This is a genomic window from Sporosarcina trichiuri (assembly GCF_030406775.1).
Classification (GTDB): Bacteria; Bacillota; Bacilli; order Bacillales_A; family Planococcaceae; genus Sporosarcina; species Sporosarcina trichiuri.
This window is the reverse complement of record NZ_CP129119.1, coordinates 2,490,135-2,511,264: the sequence shown is the minus strand read 5'-3', so window position 1 is coordinate 2,511,264 and position 21,130 is coordinate 2,490,135. Positions and strand designations below refer to the sequence as shown.

Genomic DNA, 21,130 nt, shown 5'->3' with positions numbered 1-21,130 from the left:
TCAGCAGCTTGTTACAATGACCGGCTTTGATGACAATGATTGCCGGGCAGCAAGGATGGATTCTCATCCGCATCAGGCAGCAGATTGATCAGAGGTCATTTGTAAATAACATAAAGAAAGCAGTGGGGAATTTGGGCAAGTCCAAGAAGAAGATCCATTATGCTTGGTTCACGCTTGTTGCACTCTGTATTATCGTAGGGATCGGCAAAGGTTCGCTGAACAACTCGGCTGGACTGTTCATTCCGGGGGCGACTTCGGAGTTAGGCATCTCTACAGGCAACTTGACGATCTATTTCAGTATCGCTTCCATTGTAACGATGATTTTCCTTCCCATCGGAGGTAAGATCCTCGCTAAGTATGATACACGGCTCGTCCTCATCACCGCGATGATCCTGCAGGCCGGCGCGTTCGTTGCGTTCGGTTTCAGCAACTCGGTGTGGGGCTGGTATATCTTCTCGATTCCATTGGCTGTCGGCGGTGTGTTCAACACAGTCATTGCCGGTCCGGTACTGGTCAATCAATGGTTCAAGAAGAAAAATGGGATGGCGCTCGGTCTGATCGGTGCTTCCCAGGGTCTGCTCGGCGCATTGGCCCAGCCGCTTGTCGGCCGGACCATCGCTGATGCAGGCTGGCGCACAGGTTATATTTCGCTCGGACTGGCTGCGATCATCATCGTTGTCCCGACCATCCTGTTCTTGATACGCAAATCTCCTCAGGCTGTCGGCGTCCTGCCGTACGGGGCTGAAGAGGAATCGGCTGTGAAAAGTGAGAACACTGAGACGGCTGAAGCGGACAAAGGGATCACGATGGCGGTGGCGAGAAAGTCCGCTGCGTTCTACTCACTCTTCCTGTTCTTCCTGCTGATTGTTTCGATTGCAAGTTTTGCCATCCATATTCCGTCCTATATCGAGTCACTGCCGTATGGGTATGACGCAATCTTTGCAGGAAATACCATGGCAGGATACTTGATCGGTGTGCTGCTTGGCGCACTGGTCCTCGGCTTCCTCGTCGATAAGATCGGTTCACGCAACACGATCTATCTGGCGATGGTGCTGGCGATCGTATCCGTTCTCGGTATGCTGTTTGCAACCGCCAGTCCGGCTCTGCTGGTCCTGTCGGTCACACTGTTCGGCTTCACCGTATCCAATTCTGTCGGAACACTCGCACCTGCATTGACGACGAGCTTGTTCGGCAGCCGGGAATACAGCCAGATCTACTCATCCGCTTCACTCGGTCTGGCTGTTGCGGGAATCGTTGCGCTTCCTGCGTACGGCTATATTTTCGACATCACGAAGAGCTATGAATCCGCACTGTATATCCTGATTGTCATGCTTGTGCTCAACATCTTCCTCGTCACCTATGCATTCATCGGTAAGAAGAAACTGGTGAACGAAGGATACTGGAACTGAATGAAAAAGACTGCAGGCTGCTAAATGAGCAGCTCTGCAGTCTTTTTTGCATACGGACAGCTTGTTTCACATGGAACAGTCACCGGAACGGCATCGGTCCGACGGTGAGCCCGTTGCGGCCTTTGGTCGCCACTGCCTGGCTGAGAGAGTTCAGGATGGCTTCTTCCGTCACTTCGGCCGCCGCTTGAAACAGGAGGTTCATGACAGGATGGCTGTCCCGTATACTTTCCGCCAATTCCGTCCGCGCTTCCGACTCATGGGGAATCTTGCGGGCGGTGGAAAAGGCGATCACGATATCCCCGCTTCCATTGCTGTAATGGCTGCCTGTTCTTGCAAGTCCGACGCCGGCACGTTTGGCAACCCGCTTTAACTGCCTGCTGTCGAGCGGTGCATCTGTCGCCAGCACGATCATGATGGATCCGTCCGCCGGTTCCGGTGCGTCAGAGGTGTAATCGGCACCCTGCTGTATATAGCGGCCAGCAGCAAAGTCTTCCCGCTGGCCGAAATTGCTCAGCACGAGACATCCGATCGTATAAGCTTTGCCTTCTTCAAATGCAATCAGGCGCGATGAGGAGCCGATCCCCCCTTTGTATCCGAAGCAGATCATCCCTTTTCCGGCCCCGACCGCCCCCTCCGGACATGCAGCGTCGGAAGCCGAACGGATTGCCTGCAGGGCATGCTCCGGTCTCACAGCCAGGGCACGGATGCTATTCAGACGGCCGTCATTGCACTCCCCGGTCACGATGTTGAGTGTCCCTGTCGTATCCCCGATCTCCGGTGTTCTCTTGAGCATCCAGCGCAGTGTTCCTTCCGTGACAGCCGGGACGCTGAATGTATTCGTCAGCATGATCGGTGATTCCAGCTGTCCCAATTCATCAAGCTGGACGAGTCCTGTCGTCTTCCCGAACCCGTTGATAACATAACTTGCTGCCGCCAGTTTCTCCCGGAACAGATTGCCCGGATGAGGCAGGATGGCCGTGACACCGGTTGCTGTCCAGCCGCCGTCGGACAGCGGTCCGTCCAGGGTCACATGTCCGACTTTCACACCTTCCACATCGGTGATGCAATTTTTCTGTCCAATGGGCAATCTGCCTATGTCCACTCCGCGTTCCCTTATTTTCATCGGTTCCTGTACCGGCAATTCCTCCACTCCTTTCAGGTTTACGTTCTGCAGAGCTGCCACATACTGAACAGAAAAGGATGATTCTCTATGCTGTCTGAGTTTCCGACAATCCATACGAATATCTGGGATGCTGTCTGGGCAGTCCCTGTAACGTTCGCGGCCGTACTGGCGGCGAAATGGCTGTTCCGCGTCAAACCGGCCGCCTTGTCCACAGTGGCGACAGGTGTCGCACTATTTCTTTCCATCGTCATCAGTCATCCGAAAAACCTATCTGCCGGTATTTTCATGGGATTCTTCTATAGCGGGGCTGCCATGGGGACCCTGTATTCCCTGCAGCAGACGATCCTCGCCTACCGCTCCAAATAAGGGCCTACCCTTTCTTCAGCGGACAGAAGCCGCACTGCATGAGGCCAGGGACATCTTTCGACAGACAGCAAGTGGTCCGGACAGTCGTATTCAGCAATTGTGACGGATCCCTTCCATTTAAATAGAGACGGAACCTGGAGACGTCGTGGATGCCTGCCCAAACGTCGTCCGACTTGACCAGTTCCAAAACTGTGCGGGCCTGCTCTTCGGAAGATGGATCGTCCAGCATGACATGGAAATGCCACAGCCAGAAACCGAAGACATTCTCCCACAGGACATTTGCAGAGATCGGTGCCCCCTTCCGCAGGCTGCCGATGACCTGATCGATCTCCTCCAGCAGTTTGCGGACGGCCGCCCGGGGCTGTTCCGGATCTGCTTCAACCCAGCCGCTGATGGCCGGGTAGGTGCTGACGGTCCGGTTGCCGTACTCGTCCGCTGCACCGAATCGGAACTCATCCGGCCGGCCATTCCAGAACTCGTCATACAGGACGTACTGCACCAGCTGCATGCCGGTGAACATGCCGTACCGGCGCATGAGATAGGAAGCCGCCACTGTCTTGTTCGGGCTGCCGCTGATGGTCTGGACTGCGTGCAGGATGGCTTCCGTCCGCTCTCCTGCCAGCAGGTCCGCCATCGTGAACAGCGGATGGACGGGTCTTTCGCTATACACTCCATTGCTCTGTAATTGGCTGATTTGGTTCGCTGTAAGGTTTGTCATGCCACCACTATACCAAATGATTTCCCTTCTTTCACTTACTCGTTACAGAAACCGCTCATCGGCCTGCTTGGAACTGCTGAATCGTAATGCCGTATTTTGGAAGGTCTTCCGACAGCCGTCTTGCGAATTCCAGCGCAAGCTCATTATCGCCATGCAGGCAGATCGTGTCGGCCCGAACGGAAGCAATACTGCCGGCAGCCGTCCGCACCTTCCCCTCTTTCACCAGGAGGAGCGCCTGTTCCAGCAGGACGCCGTAATCCAGGATGACAGCACCGGGCCGGCTCCTCGGTGTCAGGGTGAGATCCGCTTCATAGGTCCTGTCGGCGAACACTTCACTCGCCGTCTGCAGTCCGGCGTCCTGTCCTGCCCGGATCAGTTCGCTCTCCGCCAGACCGTACAGCACTGCACGCGGGGCAGTGTCTGCCACCGCCCGGCAGACCGCTTCCGCCAACTGGCGGTCCCCTGCAGCCATGTTATACAGGGCTCCGTGCGGTTTGACATGATGGAGAGGCAGCCCTGCAGCCTGCAGGAACCCTTGCAGCGCACCGATCTGGTACACCATGAAGTCATAGATTTCCTGTTCCGTGCAGGACATGTTCCGTCTGCCGAAGCCCTGGAGATCCGGAAATCCGGGATGGGCACCGACTGCCGTTCCATGCGTTTGGGCAAGCTCCACGGCCTTCCGCATCACAGAGGGATCCCCTGCATGGAAGCCGCAGGCAATGTTCGCAGATGTTATGTAGTTCATCATTTCCGCGTCTCTTCCTATTGAATAGGCACCGAAACCTTCACCGAGATCGCAGTTCAAATCGATTTTCACTGTTATTCAATCCCTTCCTGGAGTTTCAGGCGGACGGCTGTCTGAAACTCAGCCAGCGCCTGCTCCTGTTTCTGCAGCAGACGGTGCGCCTCTGCAAGGGAGACTTCCTCAAACCGGATGCGGGTCCCCGGCCGCGCTTGTGCAAGCGATGGCAGATCCGCCGTAATGATCTGCGCGATTTCCGGGTAGCCGCCCGTTGTCTGCCGATCCGCCATCAGAATGATCGGCTGCCCGTCCGGCGGCACTTGGACGGTACCGAACGTCACCGATTCCGATGTCAGTTCCTGTGACTTCTTCAGCTGCAGCGCAGCCCCCTGCAGCCGGTATCCCATCCGGTCCGACTGTGAGCCTGCCGTATAGGCTGTCCGGCGGAAGTTATTCAGGCTGCTGCTGCCGAACAGCTGGTAGTGCCTGCCGCGGAGCCAGCGGATGGTGATCTCCGGACCAAGTACAGGACGCAGCCAGCCGGATACCGACCAGCTGGCTGTCCGGAATGGCTGCGCGAAGCTATTTTTCTGCTGCGGCCGAGGAACGGTTATCCGGCCTGGCATTAGTACATCCCCTTTCCGTAGTGCCCGTCCCTCCATTCCGCCGATTCCTGCTCGCAGGAACGTAGACCGGCTGCCGAGCACTTCGGGGACATCGATGCCGCCGGGCAGGGCCATCACAAGTCGGCTGCCCTGTGCCGCCGACCCGGTGGTCAGGATACTCCCCTCCCTGGCATAGACAGGCCGCCAGAGAGGCACAGGCGCCCCATCGATCTCTGGATGAAATTCCCCCCCGCACAGCGCAATCAGAGTCGCCTGCCGGAAATAGATAACCGGCCCGGTCAGCGTCATCTCAAGAACCGCTTCACTCCCGCTGTTGCCGACCAGAAGATTGGCAGTGCGCATCGAAAGCCGGTCCATCGTGCCGCCAGGCGTGATACCGTACTGCTGCCAGCCGGTCCGTCCGGCATCCTGCACCGTGTCCATCAGTCCGGCCCGGAGTAGTTCAAGCATGATGTTTCCTCCCTTATTTCATCATACTGCTGCTGTGTGATCGGGCAGAATTCCAGCAGATCTCCCGGCTCCAGCAAACTGGGCGGCTCCCGGTCCGGCATGAACAGGTCGACCGGTGTCCTGCCGATCAGCTGCCAGCCGCCCGGTGTACTGATCGGATAGACACCTGTCTGCCTGCCGGCAATGCCTACAGAGCGTTCCGGAATACTGAGACGGGGTGTTTGCTTCCTCGGCATGGACAGCGCGGCAGGAAGCCCTGACAGGAATGGAAACCCTGGTGAAAATCCGATCATCCGGACAATATAGCGCCCGGCTGCATGCTGCCGGACGACCTCGTCTGGAGTCATACCGGCGATAGACGCAACATACAGGAGGTCCGGGCCTTCCATGCCGCCATACAGCACAGGCAGCCTGACCGTCCTGCGCGGTATCTGCGTTGCAGGGTCAAGTGACCCGATGAGTGTCGCCAGCTGCTGGCTGACATGATCGTAAGGAGATTTGCCGGCCGGGCAATTCCGGATATCGTAGTAGACTGTGACTGACGTGTAGGAAGAGACGTACTCCGTCAGCCATACAGGCGGCCGGTCGGTAAGCGCCGCGGTCACGCTGCGTATCTTCAATTCGGTGTCGTCCGCATCGGCATCCCCCAGCCTGCAGATCACAGCCTGGTCGCCGAGCGGGTGGATTGTACATTCCATCGGGCACCTCCTCAGTTTCTTTCCTCAAGTATACAAAAAGCCGCCCCTCAAGAGAACGGGCGGCCCTTTCATGATATGGAAAAACCGCCCCTTTGAAAGGGACGGTTCACTTGGATCAGCCTCCGGCGACAGCGTTCTCGCCTTCGACGTTCGGACGGTTGTCTTCTCTGATCAGGGAAGCGGAAATCGTTCCGATGACCAGAAGGAATGCTGCAAAGTAGAAGCCCATGTCCAGGCTTCCTGTAATATCTGTCAGGAACCCGGTGATGTAAGGAGCCAGGATGGATCCGCACATTCCGATGAAGTTATAGACACCGAATGATGTCGAGTATGCATTTTTCGGAGCGTTATCCGCAACGACTGCAACGAGTACTGGGTTCGTACTGATCTTACCGAAAATCCCATACCCGATCAATGCCGCATACAGAACGTACATGTTATCGAATGCCACGATCGATACAAGAGCGATCAGGGACAACGGCAGCATGACGAGCAAGACGGGACGGCGCTTTCCGAGACGGTCAGCGACCCAGCTGAAGAAGATCGAGCCCGGGATGGCAGCCCAAGGGACGAGTGAAGAAACTGTCGCAACTGCGCTTCCTTCGATTCCGCGGGCGTGCTGCAAGTAGTACGGCATCCATGTCACAACTACGAAGAAACCGTAGATTGCACAGAAAATCGTGATATATGACATGACCAAGTTGCGGTTCTTGAACAAGGTGCTCATCTTGAGCTTGTCCTGCTTGTCGAGAACTGCTTTTTTCTCTTTTCCATACGGGTTCTCTTTTACGAGCCACCACATCAGCAGACCGATAATAACAACCGGGATTGCTACGATGTAGAATGGTGCTCTCCAGCTCATACCTGCTTCAAGCGTATAACTTGAAAGGAAGTAACCTGCAGAAAGACCGAAGGCCATACCGCTGTTGATGATTGCAGAACCGACTGTCAGGTGCTTCGGCGGAATCGCTTCAGAAGACAGTCCGTACTGAGGACCATAGTAGAATCCTTGGAACACACCAACCATCAGCCACATTAAGACGAACAGCACAAAGTTCGGCATTGTTCCGGCGATTGCTGCAAAGAGACCGAAAAGGATAATTCCTGGGACCAATACTTTCTTTTTACCGATCTTGTCACCTAAAATACCGGATGGGATGTTAAGACCTGCATAACCGATGAAGAATATAGAGCTGATCATTCCGAGTTGTCCGGCAGACAGACTGAACTCTTCCTGAATGTTATCCATGACAGGGTTCAAAATAGCACGGGTTCCGTATATCGCAACCCATCCCAAGAAGAATACGAAAACGGCTTTCATCCAATAGGGAATCAGTTCTTTTTTCTCGCCGGTTTCGTGTACTTGCTTAGCCATCGAGAGTTCCTCCTCTTTTTTTCTATTGTGTACCTTCAGTAAAATGATCATTTACCTTACATTGGTATCATACGGCAGTTTGCATTGCAGACGAATAAAATCGATTCAGGCAACCTTGCCAAAACATTAAATTTCGTGAACAAATTTGTCTGATCTGCCAGGACTGTGCCGATACCTGCTGTTATCCTTCCCGCTGACTGAGCATTCATGTATAGTACGGACAAATTATATACCGCGGATTGTCCGGCTGTCAGTTTTGGGAGGGCGAGACACTCTTCAGCATGTAGCCGAGCCCGGGATACGTGATGATATACTCCTCCGGCTGCTTGAGCCGTTCTTTGATCTTCCGCCGGATCCGTGCGATGCCGACACGAAGGTACTCTACGTCGTCTCGGTACTGAGGTCCCCACACGTCGGACAGAAGCGTCTCATGCTGGACGACCTTATCCAGATTCAATGCCAGGATCTCAAGCAGGGAGAACTCGGTCTGGGTCAGTTTCAGCTCTTCTTCGTCGATCCAGATCCGCTTGCTTCCCACATCCACTTGGAGTGAACCTGTTTTGATGACGGACGATGCACCGGCTGAACCGTCTGACAGTGCCGGCTGGCTCCTTCGCAGGACAGCATTCACGCGGGCGAACAGCTCATCCAGCGAGAACGGTTTCGTCAGGTAATCATCCGCCCCGAGATTCAGGCCGTTCACCTTATCTTTCGGATTGCTGCGCGCCGTCAGCATGATGATCGGGGTATGGGAAAACTTGCGCAGCTCTTCGAGGACGTAGAAGCCATCCTTCCCCGGCATCATGATATCCAAAAGAATCAGGTCCGGCGAAATCAGATCGTACTTTTCCAGAAGTTCCTCCCCTGAATCAGCGGTGACGACGTCATAGCCGACCGACCGCAAGTTCGCAGAGATGAACCGCAGGATCTTCGCCTCATCATCCACTACGCATATTTTCTGTTTCATCCCTTACGACCCCTCTCTTAACGGAAAGTAAAGTATAAACGTACTGCCTTCGCCCGGTGTACTCTCCACTTCGATCTTCCCTTCATGCGCCTCCATGATCCCTTCACAGATCGACAGGCCGAGACCTGTACCGCCAGAACGGCGGGTGGCTGTGACATCGACCTGGTAGAAGCGGTTGAAGATCTTCTGAAGATGCTCTTCCGAAATGCCGATCCCGTTGTCGGAAACGGCGATCGTCAGATAATCGCCTTTTTTCTCAAGTGTGACATCGATGCGTTTATGATCACTGTCATTATACCGCAGTGCGTTCGTGAACAGATTGACAAGCACCTGCTGGACACGCGTTTTGTCCGCGTAGAAGAACAGATAATCCTCCGCCCTGTTGTGGAATTCCAGAACGGCGTCTTCCTTCAAGGCGATCGGCACAAGCTCAATCGATTTCTCGATGACATGGTCGGCACGGATCATATTCCGTTCGATATACATGGAGCCTGATTCTATTTTCGAAATATCCATCCAGTCATCGACAAGATGCTGGATACGTTCAATATCTTCATGCACTCCTTCAAGAAGTTCATACTGGAAGTCCGGCTCCCATTCGACGTCTTCACGCAGAAGGGTTTCCACACTTCCGCGGATATTGGTGATCGGCGTCTTGAACTCGTGGGAGGTCAGGGAGATCAGATTGTTCTTCAACGTATCGATCTCTTCTTCTTTCGTAATGTCCCGGATGAGGAGCCCTTCCCCGATCTTCTTATCATCCGAAACGACCGAGAACTTATGGAGCATATAGAAATCGGTATTGCCGGATTTTGTCTTGTACTCGAGTTTCAGTTCACTGTTTTGGTCGTCGAAGAATGCGGTCAGTTCATCCGCAGTGATTTCAAACAGTTCATTGATGCGCCGGAAGACATCGGCCAGAGTGGTCAGCGGGACAGCTGCCCGTTCCCCGTCGATGACATTCAGGAAGAACTCGTTCACGTAGTCCACTTGGCTGTTATTGTTCAGCAGCATGATGCCTTCCGACATGCTCTCGAGCACGGCGTCGAGTTCCGCATGCTTGTTGCGGTACCGCTCGAACAGTAATTTGTTCTGCAGCATGATTGCAAGCGATCGGGAAAACGTCTGCAGGAACGACTGCTCTTTCTGGCCGATCATCTGACCTTCCTGCAGGTCGATGATCAGGTACCCGTTCGGCATGCCGTCCAGGATGATCGGTTCCATGTGGTGGTTTGTCCCCTGTACATAACCTTCCAAATATTGCTGAAGACTGATCTCTTCGTAAATCTCATCACGGGTGACCGCCAGCTCACGGAACCAGATGTGCAGGGAGAACGGCACGGTCGGTGCGATATTCTCCAGGCACAATTGGATGAAATGGGGCAGGTCCATCTTGGAAGAGACTGGTGTGATGAGCTGACTGACGGCCTGCAGTTCCGCATTCCGGCTTTCGAGCTTGGCTGTCCGTTCCTGGACGCGTCCTTCCAGCTCGGTGTTCAGGGTGATCAATTCTTCGCGGTTCTCTTCGATTTCGAACAGCATATCGTTGAAATGAGTCAGAAGGTCGGTCATCTCTTGGGGTCCTTCAATCCGCTCGGCGACCTGCACAGGCTGGTTCGTCTTATAGCTTGCGGAATAACGCCGGATCGTATCCAGCAGGTTGCGGATCGTCCGCTCCAGCCGCGCTGTCAGGAACAGGCTCGCCAGTACGACGAACAGGGCCGTCAGTGGGATGAACCAAAGAATCGTACCGGCCGCTTCCCGCAGCGGCTTGGTAATGTGGGTCGACGGATTGGCGATCCAGACCGTCCATCCGAGTTCGGGCGTCTTCGCATAAGTGATGAATTCCTTATCATGGCCTTCTTCTTTGATGGTCAGACTCTTAACTGGGCTGTCCGCATTCCGGTTGATGCTCTTGATAATTTCCGAGTTCGTCAAATTGACCATTTCCGTTTTGGTGTCAACGTCTGGATGGACAATGACATTGTTGGCCTGATCCAGCAGCACCGCATAGCTCGCTTCCCCGGAAATCCGGTTGGAGACATACTTCTCCAGTGCGTTCAGATCGATCGCGCCCAATATATACCCCTGCATCTTGCCTGCAGAGTTGAATATCGGAGACACGATGGCGACGAGCAGTGTGTCCGTTCCGCCACGACCGTGAAACACGTGGGAGACGACCTGTTCATTGGTTTCCAGCAGCTCCTTATAATAGGACCTGTCGCTGAAATCCAAGTGCTCCCGTTTCGCTCCGTCCGTATAGACCGAAGGGTAGAAAACGAGTGACTTTCCGTTTTTGTCCCCTACGTACAGATTGACGAACCCCGGATAGTTCACTTTGATATCCCTCAGATTCTCTTCAATCTTGCCCGTATTCCCTTCTTCCAGGGCAGGTGCGATAGCGCTGGACATCGTCTGGATGACCCGGCCGTGCTGCTCCATGTAACTTTCAATATTATCCTCCAGGAACTCAGTCACTTTGATCTGGCTGTCCTGGTTGTCGCGGATCAATGAAGAGAGCTGGAAATATTGGAAGACACCGAGCGATATGATGGATGCCAGCCCGATCGTGAGAAACGAATAAATAAGTTCTTTTCTGAATGAACGCGACTGCCTCTTCTTCATCCGGTCTCCCCCCTCTCCTCTTCACGTCCCGCCGCTTATGTAAACACGCAATTACCCTGGCAAAATAGCAAAAGGGTATTGGCGCCGTACGGTGACGGCAGCCAATACCTTTCAATCTCTTATTTCGTGATTTGCGTACCTGCTTTTCCTTCGACAGCCAAGTCGGCTTGACCGAGTGAACAGATGATCGCGCGTCCGCCCATTTCAGCGAATTTCATAGCTGCTTCCATTTTAGGACCCATGCTGCCTGCAGAGAATTGACCTTCGTCTGCATACTTTTTCGCTTCATCCAGCTTGATGGAGCCCAAAGCTTTCTGGTCCGGTTTTCCATAATTGACGTATACGTTGTCCACGTCCGTCAAGATCATCAGGACATCCGCTTTTGCTTCTTCCGCAAGACGGAATGCACTGCGGTCTTTGTCGATGACCGCTTCGATTCCTGTCAGGCTGCCGTCTTCTTCACGGACGACCGGAATTCCGCCGCCGCCGGAAGCGATGACGATCACTTCGTTGTCCGTCAGCATCTTGATCGTGTCCGAGCTGAGGATGGATTTCGGATTCGGTGATGCGACCACACGTCTCCAGCCGCGCCCTGCGTCTTCTTTTACGACCCAGCCTTTTTCTTTCGCCAGCTGTTTCGCTTCTTCTTCTGAATAGAAGACACCGATCGGTTTCGAAGGGTCCTTGAATGCTTCGTCGTTGCGGTCGACTTCCGTCTGTGTCAGCATGCTGACGACTTGGCGGTTCTCACCGAGTTTCGTCAATTCGTTCTTGAGTGTCTGTTCCATCATGTAGCCGATGAACCCTTGGGATTCAGCACTGCATACATCCAGCGGCAATGCAGGAACGACGTCTTTCGCCTCTTCGTTCTGACGGAGGATATTACCGACTTGCGGTCCATTTCCGTGTGTCACGATGACTGTGTGACCGTTCTTGACAATCTTTGAAATGATTTCCGTACTGATGCGGACGTTCTCACGCTGGTTTTCATATGTCGCTTCCTGCTTCGGCTGGAGGATTGCGTTCCCTCCAAGTGCGATCACTACTTTTTCTGCCATTCCTGTCTCCTCCTTAAGGCTAATAAGCCGAGTAACATGCCGAACACCGTATCCGCCCCTGAACTGTGCCCCATCTCGAGCAATTCAGTGAGCAGCGGTTTCAGCTTATAAATTTCTGTCTTCCTTGTCAATTCCGAAACTGGCCGGACAACCGTCGAACTGAACTGACCATCCAGCGCATAGAGCAGATACTCCCGTCCGATATCGGTCGTCAGCTTTCCGTGGGTCACCAGGCGGCGGAGCACGCTCCTGAATCCATCCGACAGCAGACCGGCTGCCGTATCGATTGCGAGCAGGCCGACGAGGTGATCATCGCCGGATGGCGTCAGCCCCTGTCCGCGTCCCAGGAAAAACCGAAGCAATTCTTCGACTTCTGTTTCGTCTGCTGAATTGACTGCAGCTATCAGATGCCGTATTTGCGTTTCTGTCCAGCTTGAAGGTGCCCGATCTTCCAGATAGGCCGCCAGAAATTCATCGATTTCGACGTCCAATCCTGTTTTCACCGGGGTCTCCAGCAGAACAGCCGCAAGCAGTGCCAAGTTGTCTGTCAGATCGGATACCGATACTTCCCGACGGGGCAGCGTCCAATGGTAAGGTATCGCTTCCCCGAGGGACACGGCATTTTCAGGTCTGCCGATAAGGACTGCCTGTTCTCTCTGGTCCCAGACAGCCAGGTCCCCCTGTTCGATTCCTTCCAAGAGCTGCTGCAATTCACCTTGCGGCAGATGGATACCAAATGGAAGCTGGCCGTTTTTCACCGTACCGATGAAAAACAGCCGTTCCCCCATCCGGATATTAGCCCCGTTCTGAAAGACGCTGTGGACACACCCTTCAGGCTGTTCAGAAAGCAGCAGAGGGATGTGCTGCTCGTATCCCTCTGCCCTCATGACTGGTCCTATTCCGGATGGTCTGTCCATCAGATCAAGCCGAGTTTGACTGCGTAGGCTTCCAATGCTTTTTCGAAGCATTCTTTCGGTGCACGCACTGTACCTGCGCCGACTTGTCCCATTCCTGCTTTTTTGTTTGCAATCCCTGTGTTGATGATCGGCTCGATGCCGGTTTCAACGACTTTACGAGCGTCAATTCCGAGGCATGCACCCTGGAAGTCCCACGTTGGGATTGTGAAGTTACTGTTTTGGGAAATACAGATTTCCGTCATTTCGTTGCTTGTTGCAAGCGCATCGTCAAATCCGCCTGCACCGACGAAACGAGTAACACCTGGTGCTGCGATCATAGCCATACCGCCGACACCGAATGTTTCCGTGATGGCACTGTCACCGATATCCGGATTCGCATCTTCCTGTGAGAAGCCTGTGAAGAACAAACCTTGCGGCGTGTTGACAGGTGCTGTGAACCATTCGTCACCCATTCCGCTGATCCGGATACCGAAGTCTTTACCGTTCCGGCACATTGCAGTGACAACTGTACCATCCTGGATCTGACGGGCAGCATCCATGACCGCTTTTCCTGTCGCCATCGCGATGTTCAGGAAGAACTGGTCTGTATCCGCGAGGAACTGGATGACGTCTTTGCGGTCTTTCTCATCCATATCGAGCTGTACGATGTACGGGCTGATCTCTTTCAGGAAGATGAGGGACGCTGCAATGTTACGCTGGTGGAACTCATCGCCCATTGTAATCGCCTTCGCAATGATGACGTTGAGGTTTAATCCGTCTTCCGTCAGTTTCAGCGCTTTTGCAATGGTAGGACCGAGGATGTCCTGCATCCACTTCAGGCGGTCGATAACTTCTTTCGAGTTTGCGCCGAAACGGAGCACTTTCCCGATTCCTTCGTTCATGATGCAGTACGCTTCGTTGCCGTCTGTACGGTTCTCGACGACAAAGACCGGCATGTTCGCAGACGTGATGCCACCCATCGGTCCGACTGCATTCACATGATGGCAAGGGATGAATTTCACTTCACCTGCAGCCAGCTGCTTTTCCGCTTCCTCCTCTGAAGAAGCCCATCCTTCATAGATGGATGCACCGATACATGATCCCTGCATCGGACCTGTCATATCGTCCCACTTGATCGGCGGGCCTGCATGCAAAAGGACTTTTCCGTCATTCAGTTCTTTGATCTTCTCTTTTGCTGGAACTACGTCCACCAGGAAAGGTGCTGATCCTGTGATCTTGTCAATAACTGCTTTGTTCGCTTCATCCATTGACTTATAATTCATAACCGTTCCACCTCATTCATCGTATTTACAGACGCTGCCGCCTGCATGGAAGAGGTCCAGTCCGAACCGGATCAGGACCTCACAAATTCACCACGCTGAAATTATTTAAGCAAGCTAAGGATCTTCGCCATGCGCGCATTGCCGCCGGCAACCGGACGCCAGTCATACTGGACGAACTGTGTGCCTGTGTCTTCCAGCGCTTCTGTGAAGCCTTTCAGACCGACGTTGATGACACGCGGACGCTCTGTTACGAGGTTTGTCAGCTCTTCGGATACGGACAGATCGAACTTCTTGTCCGACTTTCCGCCTTCGACATGTTTCTTCTCATTGTCTTCCACGCTCAGGCCGACAATGTTAAGAGCCGTGCGGACTGCTTCGTTGTTCGTTTCCTTGACGATGACACCCGCTTTTCTCAATTCTTTCACGTGACCGTCATAGCTTTGCGGATCGTTCTTCGTACCGCAGACAGTTGCAACGACGTGAAGTGTGCGGCCGTCTTCTTTAGCGGAAGATACTGCCTTTTTGATGGAAGGAAGCAATGCGCTTGCCATATCGTCGTGAGATCCGTACCCAAGGACGAAGTCGAGCAGGATGACTGCTGTCGATTTGTCAGCGCCGGCTTCTTCGATGAATTTCGAACGTGTTTCCGGATCGATCATCGGGTGCGGCTTTCCTTGTGTATACTTATCGTCTCCAAGGTCGACGATTTCGTGGCCTTCATGCTTCAGCACATAGCCTTCTTCGTTCTTGATGTGCGTGCCGAGTCCGAGTGCATCCGAGATGAGGACAGCTGCTTCGGATGCGAGCGTACCGCCTGAATAGAGGCCTTTCAGTGTTTTCTGGCCTTCTTTCAGGTTTTTGTTCTCCACAGTGAAGTCGCCTGAGTTATAGTCCGGCTTCACGTCGTTGCCGCGTGCAAGGTCGACAGCGATGTGCGCTGTTTCAGCAAGTGTGTACGCCTGGTAGACATTGCCGACATACTCTTCCGGCTTTTCACCGAGGAAGACAGCGACAACAGGCTTCGAAAGGCTCTGCAGAAGTTCCATGACTTCGTTGCGCACGTGCTCTGCAGGCGGCTTCGAGATGATTGTGATGATTTCTGTCTGGCTGTGGTTTTCAAGCGCACGGATTCCATCCATCATCGTGATTGCACCGATCGGATCCTTCAGGTCACGGCCGCCTGTACCGATTGCGTGGCTGACGCCTTCGCCGAGGCGGTCGATGATTGTGGAGACTTCCTGGATCCCTGTGCCGGATGCACCGACAAGACCGATACGCCCTTTGCTGACAACGTTCGCGAATGCAAACGGAACACCGTCAAGAATGCCTGTACCGCAGTCAGGCCCCATGACGAGCAATCCTTTTTCGTGTGCTTTCTTCTTCAGGCGCAGTTCGTCTTCGACAGATACGTTATCACTGAACATGAACACGTGAAGACCGCGGTCCAATGCCTTGTCCGCTTCGTCTGCTGCATATTGGCCGGGCACGGAGATCATCGCAACGTTTGCATTCGGCAATGCGTCGACTGCTTTGTCCCATGTACGGACTGTTTCAAATCCTTGTTTCTTGTTGCTGATGGACTGGTCTTTCAAGTACTGGTCCACTTTCTCGAGCACTTTGTCGACCATGCTGTCATCTTCTGTATCCATGACGATTGCCATGTCGTTCGATTCAGCCGCTTCGAGTTCGTCTGTATGGAGACCGGCATCTTTGAAGATATCCTTGTTCGCCGGTGTCGCCATCATGATTTGCACTTTGTTGAGACCTTCCATCGTTGACACTGAGTTCGTGAGCAGCATCAGGTTGATGGAGTCTTGGTACGAGTTCTTCTTGATAATCGTATGAAGCACAAAAATCACCCCTGTAGTAAATTTTTAAAATCAGCGTACCTACGCTACCATTTGATTCCCTAAAAACCCATGGCAAAACTGTACGAAGGCTGGTTTTATTTTATCCATATCCATTGTAGGGCATACAGCATTGCAGACGAATAAAATCCGGGAGCCGAACATTACAAAAACGTAAAAGATGAAGGCGAATGCTGTATTCTGCGCGATTTGTGACGTACCATGGTAGGTGAATCACCATCAGCAGACGCTGTGAAGAAGGAAATTTCCATGCAGCGGAGAAGTATAGAGATCCAGAGAAGGGGATGCATCATGGCAGAGACATTCGTGTATAAGCAGACAGAAGAGAACAGGATCGAAGGTGTCCTCCACCGCACCCGGGAACCACACGCCCCGCTGCTTGTCTTCATCCACGGCGGCGGCCTGATCTGGGGAACGAAGGATGATATGCACAAGCAGCAGATCGAACGGTACACGGAGGCCGGCTTCCATGTCTTCTCCGTCGATTACCGGCTTGCGCCGGAGACACCGCTGCCGGGCATCCGTGATGATATCAAAAGCCTTCTGGAGTGGCTGAAGACCAAAGCGCCCCGGCAGTTCGGCTTCGACACGGGCCGTATCGCTGTCACGGGCAGTTCGGCAGGCGGCTACCTAGCTTTGCTTTCCGGTACATTCAGCGTCAAGCCGGATGCAATCGTTTCGTTTTACGGATATGGACAGGTGACGGGTGATTGGTACCGCAATCCGAGTCCGCATTTCACGAGCATGCCGGCCGTTCCGGAAATGCTCGCGAAGCAGCTTGTGAAGCCCGCGCCGATTTCCGCGGCACCGATCCAGCAGCGGTACGCCATCTACCTGTACTGCCGGCAGAACGGAACGTGGCTCGACTGGGTGGCAGGTCCGGAACTTGCGGCGGACACCGTGCAGCTGCAGCAATTCGCGCCGGTGCTGCTGGCGGATGCATCCTATCCGCCGACACTGCTCATCCATGGAGATGCGGATGAAGACGTGCCGTACGAAGAGTCTGTCGCCATGAAAGGAAAACTGGACGGAGCAGGTGTGCCGAACGAGCTGCTCACCATTTCAGGCGGCGAACACAATTTTGATGCGAATATGGATGATCCGGACTCTGTCCATGCTGTCAATGAGACGATCCGCTTTTTAAAAGACCGCTTTGCCATGTCGTAAACTACCCGGCAGCTGCTGCCAGAAGGAGTATGGAACATGATTGTGAGCTATGAGGAGATTCGGGAACTGATCGCACGGAAACTGGAAAAAGCAGGCCTGCAGAAAGACCATGCGGAAGTTGTGGCGGATGTGCTGGCACATGCCGATGCACGGGGCATCCACTCACACGGCGCCATGCGGACGGAATATTACGCGGAACGGATCGCCAAAGGCGGCATCACGGCAGATCCGAAATTCAACTTCGCCAAAACCGGACCGGGGACGGCTGTCCTGGATGCGGATAACGGCGCCGGTCACGTTGCCGCGAAGGAAGCGATGGAACATGCAATCGAAATGGCGCGCGAGAATGGAACAGCGATCGTCGGCATCCGGCGCATGAGTCACAGCGGCGCGATGTCATACTTCGTCCAGCAGGCAGCGGAGGCCGGGATGATCGGCATCTCACTCTGCCAATCCGATCCGATGGTCGTGCCGTTCGGCGGCGCGGAACCGTATTTCGGAACAAATCCGATCGGCTTCGCAGCGCCGGGAGTAGGGGATGACAAAATCATCTTCGATATGGCGACGAGCGTCCAGGCATGGGGCAAGATCCTGCATGCCCGGTCGAAAAAAGAATCGATCCCCGATACGTGGGCGGTGGACAAGGACGGCGTGCCGACGACCGATCCGTTCAAGGTGACGGGACTTCTGCCGATCGCCGGCCCGAAAGGCTACGGGCTGATGATGATGGTCGATATCCTCTCGGGTGTCCTGCTCGGCCTGCCGTTCGGCAAACACGTTTCATCGATGTACCATGATCTGACAGCCGGCCGCGAACTCGGTCAGCTGCACATCGTCATCGATCCCGGTGCGTTCACAAGTGCTGAACTGTTCCGGGAACACATTTCCGGGATGATGAAGGAACTGAACGAGGTGAAGCCTGCGCCGGGCTTCGACCAAGTCCTGTACCCGGGACAGAATACGACGCTCCAGGAACAGGCATCGATGAAGAACGGAATCGAGATCGTCGATGATATTCTCGACTATCTGCGGAGTGACACCGTGCACAACAATCAGTATGATCATAAAGATCCTTTCGCCAAATAACAAAAGCGGACCGCGACAGTGCGGTCCGCTTTTGTTATGGGGTCGTCAGATTCCGGATCACGGTCAAATGACGACCGCCTGTCTCAGCAGCATGTCCCGCAGCACTTCAGCTCCAGTCAGCAGCTGTTCCATTGCGGTGAATTCTGCAGGGTTATGGCTCAGCCCATCTTTTGAGGGAACAAAGATCATGCAGGTCGGACAGAAACGGGCCATGTTCATGGCATCGTGACCCGCGCCGCTCGGCATTTCGAGCCAGGTCACGCCATGTTCCCGACAGACGTCTTTCAGCTCTGCAACGAGTCCTTCATCCATCTCGACCGGACTTTCATTCGAGATTTCGTCGATCCATACGTCGAGACCCCGCTTGGCGGCAGCCGCGTCAGCAGCCTCCTGCAGCGCATCCGCCACCCGCTGACGAGATGCCGGTTCCGTTCCGCGGATATCGACATCGAGCTCAGCGGCACTCGGCACAACGTTCATGGCACCCGGTTCGATCGAGAACACCCCCACTGTGCCGACGGTGCCATACCGCAGCTCGGCAAGTGCTGCCTTCTCGACTGCAAGCGCGATCTCTGCGCCGCCGAGCAGCGCATCATGCCGGTAATCCATCGGGGTCGTCCCCGAGTGATCCGCCGTTCCGCCCACATGGACATGGAACCGGACGGGGGCTGCGATGGCCGAGACGACACCGACCGCCGTCTCCCGCCGTTCAAGAACAGGTCCCTGCTCGATGTGGAGTTCAACGAATGCCTTGAACTCATCCCGGAACCGTTTCGCAAGATGAACCTCCTCGAGATCGAGGCCATTCTCTGCGAATGCCTGCATCAGCGTGATGCCGTCCTTGTCCGTCAGCGAGCGGGTGTACGCCGGATCGAGCCGGCCGGACATCGCTTTGCTGCCAAGGGTCGAGACGCCGAAACGGGCGGATTCCTCGCAGGCGAAAATGATCACTTCGATCGGATGCTCCGTCTCCGTGCCGTCATCTGCAAGGGAGCGCATCACTTCGAGTGCAGCCAGGACGCCTGCGGTGCCGTCATAGGCACCTGCTGCATAGACGGAATCGATATGCGAACCCGTCGCCACCACCGGCAGCTCCTCATTCCGGCCGTTTCGCCGGGCGATCACATTCCCCGCATAATCGGTACGGACAGTCATGCCCGCCTGCTCGAACTGTTCGATCATATAGCCGCGTGCCTTGCGTTCCGTCTCCGTATACGCGAGCCGATTGATGCCCTCCCCGTTGTCCGTGAATGCTGCCAGTGCTTCAAATGACTGTCGGAGCCGTTCCAGATTCATCGTCATTTCCCCTCTCCCGCTGATTGGTATGGCCTTTCGAAGTCCCTGTAGTTCCCGTACTGAGCTGCCGCTGTCCGATTCCTCTAATTGTCAAACCGATTCTTCCGGCTGCGGCTCCCCGACAAACTTGTTGCGGCCTGCGCCGATTCCGGAGGCGGTCAACAGGAGACACATACCTGTCAGCACGGCAAGAGGAATCGTCCAGCTGCCGGTCATGTCATAAATCAGTCCAATGGCAATCGGGCCTGTGGCCGCCAGCAGATAGCCGATCGACTGCGCCATGCCGGACAGCTGGCCTGCCTGCCTGCCGTCACGTGCCCGCATGCCGAGAAACGCAAGGGACAGGCTGATCGTTGCACCGGATGCAAGTCCGATCAGCATGCTCGATACGATAAGGAATGCATGCGAGCCGCCGAGCAGCAGGCCGCCATATCCGAGTGCATACATGAGACCTGCAGCGCCCGCAATTCCGGACTGATGGCTGAATTTCTCCGCGAGGAGCGGAGCGATGAATGTGGAGGGGATGCTGACCATCTGTGCGATGGACAGCACCCAGCCGGCCGCGGACGGAGTAAAACCGTAGTCGGTCAGGATCTGCGGCAGCCAGGAGACGAGTGTATAGAATCCGAATGACTGCAGTCCCATGAACAGGGTCACCTGCCAGGCGAGCATGGAACCGAACAGCCCTTTCTGCTTCCGGGCGACAAAGACTTTCATTTCATCTTCCGGTACGGGGTCTTCCCGTCTCATGACAACGATCCACAGCACGGCACCGGCAGCGGACAGGAGTACCCAGGAACCGAGTGACAGCTCCCAGCCGAGCCCCGCACCTGATGCAAGCGGTATGGAGACACCTGAAGCGGCAGCGGCAAATATGCACATGGCCGTGGAGTAGATACTCGTCGTCCGGCCGACTTTGCCGGGGAACTTCTCTTTGATGAACGCAGGAAGCAGTACATTCATCAGTGCAATGCCGAGTCCGATCATAGCCGTGCCGATGAAGAGAAGCGGCGTGTAGGCGACCGAACGGATGATGATTCCGACAGTCAACAGGATGAGTCCTGTCAGAATCATCCGCATGTTGCCGAAACGGTTGCCAAGCCGTGCGGCAACTGTCGACATCGCAGCGAAAGCGATGAGCGGAAGACTCGTGATAAGGCCTGCACTCCAATTCGACAGTCCGAGCTCATCCCGGATGGTGCCGAGCAGCGGACCGACGGACGTTATCGCCGGCCGCAGGTTGAACCCGATGATGATGATGGCAATCAGCAGCAGTGTCCGTTTTGCAGAAGAGGGACGCTGGATCTCTGTTTTTCTCATGGATCGGTCCTCCTTCAAATTATAAACAACCGGCACACTGTCTGGTGTATCGAC

18 protein-coding genes are annotated in these 21,130 nt (G+C 54.6%); 4 read left to right on the top strand and 14 right to left on the bottom strand.

The genetic code is table 11. From position 1 onward, the window contains the following. Window positions 1-131: 131 nt before the first annotated feature. Window positions 132-1,409 (top strand): MFS transporter, encoded by a 1,278-nt coding sequence (locus tag QWT68_RS12645; protein ID WP_040285642.1) that lies wholly within the window; start codon window positions 132-134, stop codon window positions 1,407-1,409. Window positions 1,410-1,488: 79 nt separating this feature from the next. Here the strand turns inward: QWT68_RS12645 and QWT68_RS12640 are convergent, their stop codons facing one another. Next, the gene (locus QWT68_RS12640) at window positions 1,489-2,532 is read right to left on the bottom strand and encodes a DmpA family aminopeptidase (protein WP_290150487.1); all 1,044 of its coding nucleotides are present in this window, start codon (window positions 2,530-2,532) and stop codon (window positions 1,489-1,491) included. Between the two features lie 87 nt (window positions 2,533-2,619). Between QWT68_RS12640 and QWT68_RS12635 the strand changes: the two genes are divergently transcribed. Next, the gene (locus tag QWT68_RS12635; RefSeq protein WP_290148583.1) at window positions 2,620-2,898 is read left to right on the top strand and encodes a hypothetical protein; all 279 of its coding nucleotides are present in this window, start codon (window positions 2,620-2,622) and stop codon (window positions 2,896-2,898) included. 4 nt (window positions 2,899-2,902) lie between these two features. Here the strand turns inward: QWT68_RS12635 and QWT68_RS12630 are convergent, their stop codons facing one another. The 11 genes from QWT68_RS12630 to fdrA form a co-directional block, all read right to left on the bottom strand. Next, window positions 2,903-3,616, bottom strand: coding sequence for a hypothetical protein (locus tag QWT68_RS12630; protein ID WP_290148582.1), 714 nt, complete (start codon window positions 3,614-3,616; stop codon window positions 2,903-2,905). A 55-nt stretch (window positions 3,617-3,671) separates the two neighbouring features. Beyond that, on the bottom strand, window positions 3,672-4,436 hold the full coding sequence (locus QWT68_RS12625) for a LamB/YcsF family protein (protein ID WP_040285376.1): 765 nt from the start codon (window positions 4,434-4,436) through the stop codon (window positions 3,672-3,674). A 2-nt stretch (window positions 4,437-4,438) separates the two neighbouring features. Continuing rightward, window positions 4,439-5,437: a 5-oxoprolinase subunit C family protein gene (locus QWT68_RS12620; RefSeq protein WP_040285375.1), complete on the bottom strand. Its 999-nt coding sequence runs from the start codon at window positions 5,435-5,437 to the stop codon at window positions 4,439-4,441. Beyond that, complete coding sequence (gene pxpB / locus QWT68_RS12615; RefSeq protein ID WP_040285374.1) at window positions 5,410-6,135, bottom strand: 5-oxoprolinase subunit PxpB; 726 nt, start codon at window positions 6,133-6,135, stop codon at window positions 5,410-5,412. The genes QWT68_RS12620 and pxpB overlap by 28 nt, the downstream gene beginning before the upstream one ends. A 115-nt stretch (window positions 6,136-6,250) precedes the next feature. After that, window positions 6,251-7,510 carry an MFS transporter gene (locus tag QWT68_RS12610; RefSeq protein WP_040285373.1) on the bottom strand — a complete coding sequence of 420 codons (1,260 nt, stop codon included), beginning with the start codon at window positions 7,508-7,510 and terminating at the stop codon, window positions 6,251-6,253. 250 nt (window positions 7,511-7,760) lie between these two features. Next, complete coding sequence (locus QWT68_RS12605; RefSeq protein WP_290148581.1) at window positions 7,761-8,477, bottom strand: response regulator transcription factor; 717 nt, start codon at window positions 8,475-8,477, stop codon at window positions 7,761-7,763. A 3-nt stretch (window positions 8,478-8,480) separates the two neighbouring features. Beyond that, window positions 8,481-11,102 (bottom strand): sensor histidine kinase, encoded by a 2,622-nt coding sequence (locus tag QWT68_RS12600; RefSeq protein ID WP_290148580.1) that lies wholly within the window; start codon window positions 11,100-11,102, stop codon window positions 8,481-8,483. A gap of 119 nt (window positions 11,103-11,221) precedes the next feature. Next, window positions 11,222-12,160, bottom strand: coding sequence for a carbamate kinase (gene arcC / locus QWT68_RS12595; protein ID WP_040285370.1), 939 nt, complete (start codon window positions 12,158-12,160; stop codon window positions 11,222-11,224). Further along, window positions 12,145-13,047 carry an oxamate carbamoyltransferase subunit AllH family protein gene (locus tag QWT68_RS12590; protein ID WP_290148579.1) on the bottom strand — a complete coding sequence of 301 codons (903 nt, stop codon included), beginning with the start codon at window positions 13,045-13,047 and terminating at the stop codon, window positions 12,145-12,147. Before QWT68_RS12590 ends, arcC begins: the two co-directional genes overlap by 16 nt. Before the next feature lie 29 nt (window positions 13,048-13,076). Continuing rightward, window positions 13,077-14,339 (bottom strand): YlbE family protein, encoded by a 1,263-nt coding sequence (locus tag QWT68_RS12585; RefSeq protein WP_040285368.1) that lies wholly within the window; start codon window positions 14,337-14,339, stop codon window positions 13,077-13,079. Window positions 14,340-14,440: 101 nt separating this feature from the next. Then, window positions 14,441-16,189 (bottom strand): acyl-CoA synthetase FdrA, encoded by a 1,749-nt coding sequence (gene fdrA / locus QWT68_RS12580; protein WP_290148578.1) that lies wholly within the window; start codon window positions 16,187-16,189, stop codon window positions 14,441-14,443. A gap of 309 nt (window positions 16,190-16,498) precedes the next feature. Here fdrA and QWT68_RS12575 point away from each other — a divergent pair, with 309 nt between their 5' ends. Continuing rightward, the gene (locus QWT68_RS12575) at window positions 16,499-17,374 is read left to right on the top strand and encodes an alpha/beta hydrolase (protein WP_040285366.1); all 876 of its coding nucleotides are present in this window, start codon (window positions 16,499-16,501) and stop codon (window positions 17,372-17,374) included. 36 nt (window positions 17,375-17,410) lie between these two features. Then, the gene (allD, locus tag QWT68_RS12570; RefSeq protein WP_040285365.1) at window positions 17,411-18,460 is read left to right on the top strand and encodes an ureidoglycolate dehydrogenase; all 1,050 of its coding nucleotides are present in this window, start codon (window positions 17,411-17,413) and stop codon (window positions 18,458-18,460) included. A 63-nt stretch (window positions 18,461-18,523) separates the two neighbouring features. On the opposite strand, the gene QWT68_RS12565 is transcribed toward allD, so the two are convergent. Next, complete coding sequence (locus QWT68_RS12565) at window positions 18,524-19,762, bottom strand: Zn-dependent hydrolase (RefSeq protein ID WP_040285364.1); 1,239 nt, start codon at window positions 19,760-19,762, stop codon at window positions 18,524-18,526. 84 nt (window positions 19,763-19,846) lie between these two features. After that, complete coding sequence (locus QWT68_RS12560; RefSeq protein ID WP_290148577.1) at window positions 19,847-21,076, bottom strand: CynX/NimT family MFS transporter; 1,230 nt, start codon at window positions 21,074-21,076, stop codon at window positions 19,847-19,849. Window positions 21,077-21,130 lie beyond the last annotated feature (54 nt).